Annotated in this window: 12 protein-coding genes; 9 read left to right on the top strand and 3 right to left on the bottom strand. The window is 54.3% G+C overall.

Annotated features, from left to right (window positions below):
• Window positions 1-62: 62 nt before the first annotated feature.
• Window positions 63-953 (bottom strand): hypothetical protein, encoded by an 891-nt coding sequence (locus tag HY913_16310; protein ID MBI4964839.1) that lies wholly within the window; start codon window positions 951-953, stop codon window positions 63-65.
• A gap of 696 nt (window positions 954-1649) precedes the next feature.
• Between HY913_16310 and secA the strand changes: the two genes are divergently transcribed.
• The 6 genes from secA (at window position 1650) to HY913_16280 (ending at window position 7691) form a co-directional block, all read left to right on the top strand.
• A complete protein-coding gene (gene secA / locus HY913_16305; protein MBI4964838.1) occupies window positions 1650-4289 on the top strand; it encodes a preprotein translocase subunit SecA in 2640 nt (879 codons plus the stop codon).
• Between the two features lie 237 nt (window positions 4290-4526).
• Window positions 4527-5423 carry an aminotransferase class IV gene (locus HY913_16300; protein MBI4964837.1) on the top strand — a complete coding sequence of 299 codons (897 nt, stop codon included), beginning with the start codon at window positions 4527-4529 and terminating at the stop codon, window positions 5421-5423.
• Between the two features lie 299 nt (window positions 5424-5722).
• Window positions 5723-6808: a 6-hydroxycyclohex-1-ene-1-carbonyl-CoA dehydrogenase gene (gene had / locus HY913_16295; protein MBI4964836.1), complete on the top strand. Its 1086-nt coding sequence runs from the start codon at window positions 5723-5725 to the stop codon at window positions 6806-6808.
• 175 nt (window positions 6809-6983) lie between these two features.
• Window positions 6984-7256 (top strand): hypothetical protein, encoded by a 273-nt coding sequence (locus tag HY913_16290; GenBank protein MBI4964835.1) that lies wholly within the window; start codon window positions 6984-6986, stop codon window positions 7254-7256.
• Window positions 7257-7301: 45 nt separating this feature from the next.
• Window positions 7302-7451, top strand: coding sequence for a hypothetical protein (locus tag HY913_16285; protein ID MBI4964834.1), 150 nt, complete (start codon window positions 7302-7304; stop codon window positions 7449-7451).
• Between the two features lie 6 nt (window positions 7452-7457).
• Entirely contained in the window at window positions 7458-7691 is a 234-nt protein-coding gene (locus tag HY913_16280; protein ID MBI4964833.1) for a hypothetical protein, read from the top strand.
• Between the two features lie 103 nt (window positions 7692-7794).
• Here HY913_16280 and HY913_16275 read toward each other — a convergent pair whose 3' ends face one another.
• A complete protein-coding gene (locus tag HY913_16275) occupies window positions 7795-8499 on the bottom strand; it encodes a methyltransferase domain-containing protein (GenBank protein ID MBI4964832.1) in 705 nt (234 codons plus the stop codon).
• 88 nt (window positions 8500-8587) lie between these two features.
• Entirely contained in the window at window positions 8588-9208 is a 621-nt protein-coding gene (locus HY913_16270; protein ID MBI4964831.1) for an aminoacyl-tRNA hydrolase, read from the bottom strand.
• Between the two features lie 149 nt (window positions 9209-9357).
• Here HY913_16270 and HY913_16265 point away from each other — a divergent pair, with 149 nt between their 5' ends.
• The 3 genes from HY913_16265 to HY913_16255 are packed head-to-tail and all read left to right on the top strand — an operon-like array spanning window position 9358 to window position 12487.
• Window positions 9358-9660: a metallopeptidase family protein gene (locus HY913_16265; GenBank protein MBI4964830.1), complete on the top strand. Its 303-nt coding sequence runs from the start codon at window positions 9358-9360 to the stop codon at window positions 9658-9660.
• On the top strand, window positions 9657-11861 hold the full coding sequence (locus tag HY913_16260; GenBank protein MBI4964829.1) for a HAMP domain-containing protein: 2205 nt from the start codon (window positions 9657-9659) through the stop codon (window positions 11859-11861). Before HY913_16265 ends, HY913_16260 begins: the two co-directional genes overlap by 4 nt.
• Entirely contained in the window at window positions 11861-12487 is a 627-nt protein-coding gene (locus tag HY913_16255; GenBank protein MBI4964828.1) for a threonylcarbamoyl-AMP synthase, read from the top strand. The genes HY913_16260 and HY913_16255 overlap by 1 nt, the downstream gene beginning before the upstream one ends.
• Window positions 12488-12570 lie beyond the last annotated feature (83 nt).

Raw genomic sequence — 12570 nt, 5'->3', positions numbered from 1 at the left:
CCGAGTATTTCTGGGGAATTTCTCGCCGCCCGAGTCAGAGCCCCAAGGTAAATCCACGGACTTTACTGCTCCAGGGCCTGCTTTAGTTGGACTTCCAGCTTATGGACCTTTGAACCCATTTCCAGCAAATAGGCTTTCTGCGACGCGGCTATCTCTTCCAACTCCTTTGTCTTTCTAACAAGGGCCTGGACTTCTCTTTGCCTCTCCTTTTCCTTCTCTTTAACTGCTTCAGGCACAGGGGCCGGCGCGGGGGGAGGCGTCGGCGCGCCCGGAGCTGCTGCGACAGCCTTGCGCTCCGTATCCACCGTTGCTTTAACCTCGGACAGTCCTGCCTCCAACGGGCCGATTTTGCCTTGAAGGTCCGCGATCACCGATTCTTTGAGTTTCGGGAGCGTCTTTTTCACTGCATTGACCAACTTGGTATTGTTATCCAGGACTTCCCTGCGGATCTCCGCCACGTGCTTGGCAAGATCGACCATGCTCTTGGACGCGTCCTCAAGACCCTTGGAAAGTGCGGTCAGGGACTTTTTGTTCGCAGCCAGCTCTTTCCCGAAACGAACCACTTCGCGATTGTCGGACTCCACCTTTTTTTGACCTTCAGCCAGGCCCTGTTCCAGCGCCTTTAACCTCTTGGCCACAGCCTCTCGGTCCTTTTGTGCTTCCTGGGCCCAATCGCGGAATTCTTCGAGCTTACTATTTACGGGCTCAACCTTGGTTTTCAGGTCCTGCGAGATCCTATCCTGTTGATCCTCGATGCGTTGGACGTCCGCGCTCAGGTCCTTGGAAGGAGCGAATTTCCCGGTGAAGTCCTTCAGATCGTTTTCTTGCTTTTGAAGTTTTTTCTCGAGCGTGGCGATCTGTTGTTTCAGGTCCGCGGTTTCTTCGGCGCAGCCCGCGAGAAGTGCAGCTGCCAACAAAGCGATTAGTATGACGGGGACACGATGCGGGAACATACAGACCTCCGAGTCCATTCTGTGGGTGCGAATGATATCAAATCATTGCGAAAACGCAAGCATAAACAATCAAATGGATACCGGATCTATGCTACACAGGTATCATCTTAACATCACGGTGTATTGATATCAAGCATCCGAGTACGCCGCGATTCTCAAGCGGTAATGGTTCGGAGCGGTTCACGGTCAGTTCGGCGCAAAAAAAACTATGGCAGTCACTGATCTGCAAACTACTCCCCGATGGTCCGCCGGTTGACACCGGCATAGCCCTATGCTAGAAGCGGAGGCGACTGACGTGAGCCTTGAGCAAAGCCATCCGGGAAGTTTAGTAGGCAAGTAAATCGCCGATGCTCCTTTTCCGGAAACCCACGTCACTAGTCGAGATGTGCCCTGGAAGACTTCGATTGCTAATGCCCCGGATCCCCGGGCCCCTCCGATGAACGATCGGCTGGCCTTTCACAATTTACTTTTGTGGAACCCGAACCTTATGGCTCCAGTCTTGTCTTTCAATAACGGGGACAGACATCGTTTCTCCGGAAAGGACATCCGATTCGGAACAAACGGGAGGTTTTTCATGCGGCTGTGCTGCAAGGCGGCAAGCGAAGGCCTATAATGGAACATGGAGGCGGACCATGGCGCAGGATGGAAAACCGTGCGCCCCAGAGCCGTATTGACGGATATAAGTGAGGAGTCAGCATGTTAGGTGGAATTGCGCGCAAACTGTTCGGTAGCAAGAATGAACGAGATCTCAGGAAGTTGGACCCGATTGTCCGGACCATAAATGAGTTGGAACAGGCCATGAAGGGGCTTTCCGATGACCAAATGAAAGCCAAGACGCTTGAGTTCAAAGATCGGGTCGCCAACGGCGAAATGCTGGACGACCTCCTTCCGGAGGTGTTCGCTCTGGTCAGGGAGGCTTCCATAAGAACGCTGGGTATGAGGCATTTCGACGTTCAGCTTATCGGCGGCCTGGTTCTGCACCAAGGGAAAATAGCGGAAATGAAAACCGGCGAGGGCAAAACCCTTGCTGCTACTCTGCCGGTCTGCCTCAACGCCCTAACCGGGCGGGGGGTCCACATCGTCACGGTCAACGATTACCTGGCTCAGCGCGACTCGGAATGGATGGGAGCGATCTATAACTTTCTGGGTCTGTCCGTAGGGGTCATTGTTCACGATCTGGACGATGAACAACGCCGCGCGGCATACAACTCGGATATCACGTACGGCACCAACAATGAGTTCGGGTTCGACTACCTTCGGGACAACATGAAGTTTTCCCTCGCGGATTACGTCCAGCGGGAACTGCATTACGCAATAGTGGACGAGGTTGACAGCATCTTGGTTGACGAGGCCAGGACCCCTCTTATTATTTCCGGTCCCACCCACGAGAATACAGATCGGTACTACAAGATTAACCGAATAATCCCCGGCTTGCACAAAGACGCTCATTACACCATAGACGAAAAGGCTCGTAGCGTAGTTCTCACCGAGGAAGGTGTTTCACGTGTGGAGAAGGCCTTAAACGTCTCCAACCTGTACGATCCTGCTCAGATTGAGACCCTCCACCATGTGACCCAGGGCCTCAAGGCCCACACCTTGTTTAAGAAGGATGTGGACTACATCGTAAAGGACGGGCAGGTCATCATCGTTGACGAGTTCACCGGCAGACTTATGCCCGGCCGCCGTTATTCTGACGGACTGCATCAGGCCCTGGAAGCCAAGGAGGCAGTCCGAATCGAAAACGAGAACCAAACGCTGGCAACCATTACGTTCCAGAACTACTTCCGCATGTACGACAAACTTGCCGGAATGACTGGCACGGCGGATACCGAGGCAGCGGAATTTAAGAAGATCTATAACCTGGAAGTAGTGATCATACCGACCAATCTGCCTATGATACGCGACGACAACTCGGACCTCATCTACAAGACGGAGGCCGAGAAGTTCGATGCCGCTATCGAGGAAATTCGGGACCTTTACCAGCGTGGCCAACCCGCACTGGTCGGGACCATCTCAATCGAGAAGTCCGAGCTGTTGGCCAGGCGTCTCAAGAAACTGGGCATTCCCCACAACGTGCTCAACGCCAAGAACCACGCGGGCGAAGCCGAAATAGTGGCCCAAGCCGGACGTTATAAAGGGGTTACAATTTCCACCAACATGGCCGGCCGAGGCACCGACATTATTCTTGGAGGCAATCCTGTCTTTCTTGCTCGATCCAAATCGAAGAAAGGCGAAGGCACCGACGAGTATAAGGAGCTTTTGGAGCAGTTCAAGGTCCAATGTGAAGAAGAAAAGAAAAAGGTCATAGAAGCCGGCGGACTCCACATCCTTGGAACAGAACGCCACGAGTCTCGGAGGATTGACAACCAGCTCCGAGGCCGCTCCGGACGTCAGGGCGACCCCGGGTCCAGCAGGTTCTACCTCAGCCTGGAAGACGACTTGATGCGCATTTTCGGCGGCGAAAGGGTGAAAATGCTAATGGAACGAGTCGGGATGGAAGACGGAGAGCCCATTGAACACCGGTATACCACCAAGGCTATCGAAAGCGCTCAAAAGAAGGTAGAGGCGCACAACTTCGACATCAGGAAGCATTTGCTGGAATTCGACGACGTGATGAACAAGCAGAGAGAAGTTATTTACTCGCAACGCCGCTTCATTCTCGGTGGAAATGATCTCAAAGAAGCTGTTCAAGATATGATCGAGGACATCGCTGAGGACATAGTCGGCCGTTTCACCGACGAACGTTCCCATTATGAAGATTGGGACGTTCCCGCCTTGAAGGAGGCCCTGTGGGGGCAATTCGGGCTGAAGTTCAACTTTGATTCGTTAGATCCCAAAGAACAAACCGTGGAGGGCCTTACGGAATATGTCCGTGAGCGAGCATTAGAAGGTTACGAGAACAAGGAGCGAGAAGTCACTCCTGAAATTATGCGGGAACTGGAAAAGTTCATTATGCTCCAGGCCGTAGACAACCAGTGGAAAGACCATCTGCTGAGCATGGACCACCTGAAGGAAGGGATAGGCCTTAGAGGCTACGGCCAAAGAGACCCCCTGAAGGAGTACCAGAGAGAAGGCTATGAGACTTTCCTTGACATGAGTAACCGCATTAAGGAGGAAACCGTTCGAAACCTTTTCCTTGTTAAGATCGCAGGCCAGGAGGACCTTGAAGAGTTGGCGCCCCCCAAAGAACAGGAAATGCTCCTCTCCCACGGCGGAGAGGGAGACGGCTCCAAACCTCGCACCGTACGCCGCCAGGTCGACAAGATAGGACGGAATGATCCTTGTCCCTGCGGCTCCGGGAAAAAATACAAGAAATGTTGCGGAAAGGCCGCGTAATCCTGGTAGAAGCTTGGCTGGTCGCCAGCCGTCCGGCGAGTACTGTGCTCCGCTTCGTGATCTGCCCTGGCCTGGCAGCCGTCATTATAGCTGTTGCCAAAAGTTTGGCCGTTTCGAGTGGCCTGCAGCGTCATTCCGACGAAAGCCGGTGATTAAGGCATTACTGTCGCTAAACACTATAAATGACCGTAAAACCGGAGACCGTCTTGGACATTTATTAAGGTTTCGAGGACCCACTTGAAGTTGATAACGGAGGGCAGGAAAATCATATCTTATCAGCGAGATCATTATGTTGACACCTCGGACTTGGTCATGCCTTTCCTGGACGACGTGAGCGGCACAATTCGCGGTTATAGGATTTTCACCGCGTGCCGGACCGTGAGAGGCAAGATCTTCAGGCTGGAGGATCATCTGGACAGGCTGTATTACTCTGCTTCAGCCATTTTCATGATTCCGCCCCTTTCCAGGGATAAGCTCCGGGAACTGTTGGCCGAGGTGGTCCAGAAAAATACGGCCACCAACCCGGAAGGGGATTTGCTTATAGACGTGGTTTTCAGCGGAGGACTTCACGGCAGCACTATGAAGCAATCGGGAGCAGGCGCTCACCTGTACATTGCGGTGCAACCGATGGAACCGCCGCCGCCGGAAGCTTACGAAAAAGGCGTGCCGCTAGCCACATTCCCGCACCTGAGATTGTGCCCGGACGTAAAGCTCCTGAACTACATAGGCGCTGTCTTGGCCCACTCTACGGTTGTCCCTCAACAAGGAGCCTGGGACGTGCTATTTGTGGACCCTCAAAATCGCCGAACAGTCCTGGAGGGATCAACATTCACCATTTTCTTTGTCGAGCCGCAAGGTGACATCGTGACCCCTCCGTTGAATGGACGCATTCTGGACAGCATCACCCGGCGAGTTGTTCTTGAGGTCTGTTCAAAGCGAAACGACCTCAATCTTCGCGAGGAGCCGTTGACGCTCGATCAAGTCATATCTTTCCCGGAGGCCTTCTTGGCCTCGACAACACGCAATGTGCTGCCCGTGACGCGGGTTGATGATACGGTAATTGGAACGGGCTTGCCGGGTCCGGTAACAAGAAGAGTAATGGAAGCGGTTCAGGAATATCTTGAATCGTACTGAACGGTGATCCCCCTGAGCCTGTTCTGTTCCTGATAGTGAACGCTTCAAAGGCTTTGCTCCGGCAGTTCCGCGAACATTTTGCCTATGAAATTAGTGTCCTCTGACTCGCAGAGTTCGCGACCTACCGCGGGGCATAATTTCTCTTGACAGAAGCTTGGACACCAAGCGATATTCTAATCACGCGGATCAGTTTTTTCCCAGATGAATTAGTCAATCCCATTTTGCGGGCGGAGTAACATATTCCGGCCGGCGCAGGAGGTGCAGTTGTGAGTGTTCCTGACAAGATCCAAACGTGGCAAATGGTGAAAGGGCCAACCTATGACAAGGAAGCCCAGAAGGTCACGGCTCCCGGAGAACTACAGAAAACGGAAATCCCGGTTCCCGAATTGGGATCAGGCGAAGTACTGGTCAAAATAGCGGGTTGCGGTGTTTGTCACACAGACATGTCCTATTTCTACGACGGCGTTCCCACGGTGACCAAGCCACCGCTGACTCTCGGGCACGAGATATCAGGAACAGTGGTGGCCGCGGGCCCGGGCGCGGAATCGTGGATGAACAAAGACGTCATCGTGCCTGCTGTAATGCCCTGCAATAGCTGCGACATATGCCAACAGGGACGAAACAATCGCTGCTTAGCCCAGAAAATGCCAGGGAACTCTCTGGGGATTTACGGAGGCTTTTCCAGCCATATTCCCGTCCCCGCGCAGGACCTGTGCCCGGTCAACGACCTGAAGGGACGGCCGTTGGAAAACTACGCGGTAATAGCCGACGCGGCTACCACGCCTTATCAGGCAGCCATAAGGGCGGATCTAAAGGCCGGCGAGCCGGTGTTAATAACCGGCGTGACAGGCGGAGTCGGCGTGTACATGGCACAGGTGGCCAAAGCCTTTGGCGCAAAGCCCATCGTGGGGATGGCCCGCAACGAAGAGAAGCTCCAGAGGGCCCTAGCTCTGGGAGTTGACTACGTGATCAACTCGAAAGGCAAAGACTTTAAAGGCATCCAGGAAGAATTCCGTGGCATAGCAAAGCAAGCCGGCGCCAAACACAACGTAGGGTGGAAGATCTTCGAGTGCACGGGAGTCGGCGCGGCTCAGGACACCGCTTTAGGACTTCTGGGGTTCATAGGCAAGCTAATAGTGGTCGGCTTTGGCATGCAGAAGAACTCTTACAGCATGTCCCGTCTAATGGCTTTTGACGCGGAAGTCATCGGAACGTGGGGGTGTCTGCCGAAGTATTATCCCAAGGTCTTGGAAATGGTGCAATCCGGCAAGATTCAGATCGACCCGTTGTTGGAGACTCGTCCCATGTCCACCATAGCCCAGGCCTTTGAAGAGGCCCACAGCGGCGGCTTGACGAAACGGATCGTGCTGACGCCGGATTTTTAGGCTGGCGCTAAATTTCCTGGAAAGGCAACCCGTAAGACGGCGGGCACAGCCCCTACACGTGAACCCGACGCCTGTCTTGGTTCTTGTAGGGCGGGCCGTGCCCGCCGATTCGCGACGGATCCAACAAGCTCTCTCTGTGAGGCTTGGAAATTCGAGAAAGGGGGGTGCGACGACTATGAGTGATCCGACCATATTGGACCGGACGTTTCATATCATCATGACACACATGGTGGAAACCGGTCAGGCTCCACATTACACGGAACTCGCGCAGAAGCTGGACCTCTCCATGGAAGAAGGGCGAAAAGTCCTGCACAAACTTTTCGAGTCGGGGATTCCGGGGTGGCTTTTCCCCAACACGAGCCTGATTGCTTCCTTTGCGCCCTTTAACAACCTTCCCACACAGTACAGGATAACCATTGACGGTCAGCAGAAGTGGTTCGGCCAGTGAGGGCTTGAATCGCTGGCGGTCTGCTGGCTCTTTCCCGGGAAAACGGTGCAGGTAGATTGCCCATGTCTGGACTGCGGACTCCCCATCAGCATGGAAATACGTGATGGGGTGGTTCTTCGAGCGGAACCCGAAAGCGTTATCGCGTATGTGGCGGTTCCTTTCGGGAAGTGGCGAAACGACCTGCCCTATGCTTGAAGCACAATGAATCTCTTCCGGTCGGAAGAGCACATTCGAAACTGGGCACAGTTCGATGCCGGGACAGAAGAGGGGATCCTTCCGCTGAACGATGTGGTGAAGCTTTTCTCAGGCAGCTATTTTCGCAAGCGCCTTGATCCCGATTGGGTATCCTGCATGCGAGACTACGCCATGGAAATGCTGGCAACACTAAAAGAAATGGGCAGAACCGGCCCATTCTGGAGCCGACCGACAAAATAGAAGGGGGATACCTCCAGGGTTCGCTCCTCCTGATAAAAACAAGAAACAGCCCCGTAGACATGTGATCCACGGGGCTGAATTTCTCAGAGGAACGTCTTGGAAGTTAGTTCGCGGTTTGCTGATTCACTGGTCTGCGAGCCAGTGCAATCCGATAGATGTCATATACGTCGTACACCTCAATTTCCTCGAACCCTGCCCGCGTAAGATTGTCCTCGATTTCTTCGCGCGTCTCGTAAACATCGCAGACTTCCCCACGAGACCCGAACAATCCCACCGTCCCGCCAGGCACCAAGAAATTGAACATACAGGAATAAATTGCCGGGCGCAGGTGTGGTTTAACGTGGGGAATCATGAAAGAGCTGATAACCTTGTCGAATGGCTTTTCAGGGCTGTAGTCTTCAACCGATGTGGCGTGAAGGCAAGTGTTTTCCAGGCATTTCTTCTGCACTTTCTCTTCGGCTAACTCTATCATGTCCGGAGAAAGGTCTATACCAACGACTTCCTTCGCGGTTCCGGCCGCGACCACCGTGGCCGAACCCGTGCCGCAACCGACGTCAAGGACCCTGTCGTCATCCGTGACGGTCAATTCGATCATGCGTCGGAGGCCTTTTTTATAGCCAGGGTCCATGGCCCATTGCAGGTCGTAACTTTTGCGGCGGTACTTATAATAGAGCTGGATTGCTCTCTCCGACGGCAGCAACTTCACTATGGTGGTCCCCTGAATATATGCCGTTCTCAGGACCTTGACCACTGGTCGCAACAACCGGCGGAGTGGAGCATGATCCTCACTCACCATCGTATCGTTCATCCTATAACCCCCTGTCAGACGTTCCCTCAACTAGATAAGACACCAAGTCTATTACACGGCCCAAAAATAGGCAAGCGAAAAACCGCTGTTACGAACCAATGGCCGCATCACAAGCGGCCTTCCGGCCGGCGTGTATCGCATTTTGGGCCTGTTCCACTCCAAAGTTCAATATGAGCCGCACTGCACAGGACCCCATTTCTATTAGGTCCTTGACCGTCGAATCCTCTTCGGACGCGAAATTCGTGAGCACAAACTCATCCGGCGCGACCCCTGCAGGCGGCCTGCCTATGCCGAGCCTCACTCTGACAAAGTCCCGAAACCTCAACGAGTCGGCTATGGAGCGGATACCTTTATGCCCGCCGTCACCGCCTCCCACCTTGATACGGACCTTGCCGAAAGCGAGATCCAGGTCGTCATGGATCGCTATCATGGCTTCCGGGTTGGCGTTCAGCCTACGCAATACCGGCGCCACGGCTTTGCCGCTCAGATTCATGAATGTCTGGGGTTTGAGCAACGTTACTCTTTTATCCGCGATTTCAATATCGCAAATCAGGCTCTTTTCCCGGTTTGTCTTCCATGAGGCATCAGTCTGCCCGGCCAATTCGTTTACAACCATAAACCCCAGATTGTGACGGTGGCGAGCGTAATTCTTTCCCGGATTTCCGAGTCCTACTATCATTATTTGGTGGCCCGAAGGGCTGCCTCGCACCTTCCCATTTCTCCTCTTTTCTGCTACAGCACTGTTTACGCGCAAGTTGCGTGAAGTGTCAAGTCGGTGGCCCCAATGTGACGCCCCAAGCCTTCAGTAAACATGTAGCCAAAGCCTTGGAAGAATTGCCCGCGGAGTTTCAAGAGAGAATGGAGAACGTCGAGGTCCTGGTGGAGGACTTTGCGGACATGGAGACACTTCACTCCCTGGACCTCGAATCGCCGTGGGAGCTGCTGGGATTATACGTGGGAGTCCCGATTAACGAGCGAAGCGTTTTCAGCCCCGGCTACCTTCCCGACCGTATTTACCTTTACCGGAGGCCCATTCTTCGCGCGGCCGGCAGCCTTCAGAACGTGGTGACTACGATCAGAGAAGTGGTCATCCACGAAGTAGGACACCATTTCGGCTTTGACGATGACGAACTGGAAGAAATGACGGGGCAGACCAAGTGAAGAAAGCTGTTCCCATGGAGCAAGAAAAGAGAAAGCGGCGAAGAGAGCTGTATGTGGCACTCGTGGCCGCAATTCTCATAGCGATTATATTCCTTGTAGAATCGGAGATCGCTCGTTCAGCGGAAGAAATACCTTTTGCCGGGCACCTGTTGCTTTTCGGCCTGCTCTCCGTGGTGACCCTCCTGCTCATTCTCGTGATCTTCTTTTTGATCCGCAACCTCTTCAAAATGTTGTTCGAGCGCCGGCAAAGGGTGCTGGGCTCAAAGCTGAAAACGCGTCTTACCCTGGCGTTCGTGGCCTTGACCTTGGTCCCGACCGTGGTGCTGTTCATAGCCAGCGCCAGCGTCCTGCACACGACGATCGAGAGCTGGTTTACGGCTCAGGTGGAGGACTCGCTCCAATCTTCCCTGGTAGTTGCCCAGGCCTATTATCAGAACGCTTCGGACAAAGTGGTCGGTGCGGGTTCCAGGGCCGCGTCACTAATTGCCTCCAGTGCCCTCCTCGATCCGCCTCGTCGAGACGACTTAAAGGTGTCAATGGAAACGTGGAGAGCCGCGGACGGTCTAAGCGGCTTGTACATTTATTTCCGGGATTCCGCCCCCCCTCTGTTTGCGAAGGACCCGGCTTTGAAAGAAGTAGCCCTGCCGGCTCCGGTGTCAAGCTTCCTCAAAATAGGGTTCCAGGGTGAAAAGACGTCCCAGATAATACCGCTTGAAGGCGGCGGCGACGTTATCAGAGGCATATTTCCCGTAGTGGCCGGTGACAACGGCCCTGTTCAGGCCGCGTTGGTGGCGGATTATTACATTCCGCGCTCCCTGGCAGCCAGGCTCTTTGCCATTTCCAACGCTTTCGGCGATTACCAGGAAGCCAAACGGATGAAAGGGCCGGTGAAGACCATCTACGTCCTTATACTGCTCATGGTGGCTCTGCTGGTAATTTTCATCGGGTTCTGGTTCGGTATGTCCATCGCCAGAGACATTACCGACCCCATACTGGGGCTTGCGGAGGGGACCGGCAAGATCGCGGCCGGAGACCTCGATGTGTACGTAGAGCCCGTGGGGGACGACGAATTAAGTGTGCTTGTGCGATCGTTCAATCAGATGGCCGCTGATTTGCGAAAGAACCGCGAGGAACTGGTCAGGATGAACCTTGACCTTGAGAGCCGCCGCAAGTACATGGAAACAGTATTGAAAAACGTCGCGGCCGGGGTCATGGCGTTGGATTCGGAAAAGACCGTGACAGCGATCAATAATTCAGCCAAACGTCTACTCGGTATTTCCGAGACAGATCCTGTCGGGCGGCCGTTGCACGAAATCCTTCCCGAGGAGTCCGAGACACCCATTTCCGAGGTCCTCGAAAGCCTGCAAGACTCCGACGCTGAAGCCCTGGAGAGACAGATAGCGCTCTCATTCCCCGAGAAGTCTCTTTCCCTGCTTTGTTACGCCAACAGCCTGCGGGACGACGAATCTCACGATCTGGGAGTCGTGCTGGTTTTCGAGGACATGACGCATTTGATCAAAGCGCAGCGAATGGCTGCCTGGCGCGAAGTGGCACGTAGGATAGCGCATGAGATAAAGAATCCCCTGACACCGATTCAGCTTAATGCTCAGCGCATCCGCCGAAAGTACATGGAAGTGCTCAAACCGGACACCGCAGTGCTCGATACATGCACTCGGGCCATTGTGGATCAGGTCGAGCAGCTCAAGCACATGGTCAACGAGTTCTCGCAGTTCGCTCGAATGCCCGCGGCCAATCCGGTCCCTAACGATCTCAATATGTTGGTCGGCGAGGTTGTGGAACTCTATCGTCAAGGACATCTCAAGACCGGATTCTCTTTCTTCCCCGATCAATCGGTCCCGATTTTCGATCTGGACAAGGAGCAGATGAAGCGAGCAATGGTCAATCTCCTGGACAATGCGGTCAGAGCGTCCGGCACTGACGGCCGGGTGTTCGTGAGAACAGCCTACGACCCCGAGCTTTCCATCGCGTCTATCGAGGTCGCGGACAATGGCTCGGGAATCGCTCCGAGCGACCGAGATCGGTTGTTCGAGCCGTACTTTTCGAGAACACCGGGCGGGACCGGGCTGGGGTTAACCATAGTTAGCACAATCGTTTCGGATCACAATGGCTTCATCAGAGTGAAGGACAATCCCGGAGGCGGGGCTCGATTTCTCATCGAATTGCCGGTCCGGAAGAGATGATGAAAGATGATGAACACGAATCGCTGCTTGACCGTGCCGCGGAAGTCATCCGGTCCGGCGGTCTGGTGATAGTCCCGACCGAGACTTTTTATGCGTTGGCGGCTGACCCTTTTCAGGAAGGAGCAGTGCGAAGGGTTTTTCAGGCTAAGCTGCGGGATGAGAGCATGCCGCTCCCGCTCATAGCCGCGGACCGAGGGACCGTGGACAAGGTCATTGCAAATCTTGCACCTCTCACGAAGCGGCTGATGGATAGCTTCTGGCCTGGGAGCTTAACCATACTACTCGAAGTGGCGATTCCTGTGTTCGAGCTATTAAGAGGACCCTCCGGGAAGATCGGAGTCAGGGTGCCGCCACCCTGCCCTGCCAGAACTTTGGCGGAACGCGTTGGCGGATGGATAACAGCCACCAGCGCCAATTTGTCCGGGCACGCGAACCCTAAGCGATTAGCCGACATAGCGCGAGAGGTGCAACGGGCCGCGGATATGGTCCTTGATCTTGGGCCTGCGCCTGGCGGAAAGCCCTCCACCGTGGTGGAACCCGTAGGAGAAAGCTTGCGAGTCATCAGGGAAGGAGCCATATCTCTGGCCAGGATAAGGGATGCCGGATTCAATTTGGTTCAGGTGTAAGTGTTCGGTTACGCCGATAGGTTTCGAAAAACCATTTCACCGCAGAGACCGCGGAGATCGCCGAGGGTAAGAGCGCACGGCCG

It is taken from the genome of Desulfomonile tiedjei (assembly GCA_016212925.1).
GTDB lineage: Bacteria > Desulfobacterota > Desulfomonilia > Desulfomonilales > Desulfomonilaceae > JACRDF01.
This window is presented reverse-complemented; position numbering and strand designations above follow the sequence as displayed.

Bases quoted from the DNA above. Each gene is read 5' to 3' on its own strand.
- HY913_16310 (MBI4964839.1), bottom strand. From the start codon at position 953: ATGTTCCCGCATCGTGTCCCCGTCATACTAATCGCTTTGTTGGCAGCT.
- secA (MBI4964838.1), top strand. From the start codon at position 1,650: ATGTTAGGTGGAATTGCGCGCAAACTGTTCGGTAGCAAGAATGAACGA.
- had (MBI4964836.1), top strand. From the start codon at position 5,723: ATGGTGAAAGGGCCAACCTATGACAAGGAAGCCCAGAAGGTCACGGCT.
- HY913_16290 (MBI4964835.1), top strand. From the start codon at position 6,984: ATGAGTGATCCGACCATATTGGACCGGACGTTTCATATCATCATGACA.
- HY913_16280 (MBI4964833.1), top strand. From the start codon at position 7,458: ATGAATCTCTTCCGGTCGGAAGAGCACATTCGAAACTGGGCACAGTTC.
- HY913_16275 (MBI4964832.1), bottom strand. From the start codon at position 8,499: ATGAACGATACGATGGTGAGTGAGGATCATGCTCCACTCCGCCGGTTG.
- HY913_16265 (MBI4964830.1), top strand. From the start codon at position 9,358: ATGGAGAACGTCGAGGTCCTGGTGGAGGACTTTGCGGACATGGAGACA.
- HY913_16255 (MBI4964828.1), top strand. From the start codon at position 11,861: ATGAAAGATGATGAACACGAATCGCTGCTTGACCGTGCCGCGGAAGTC.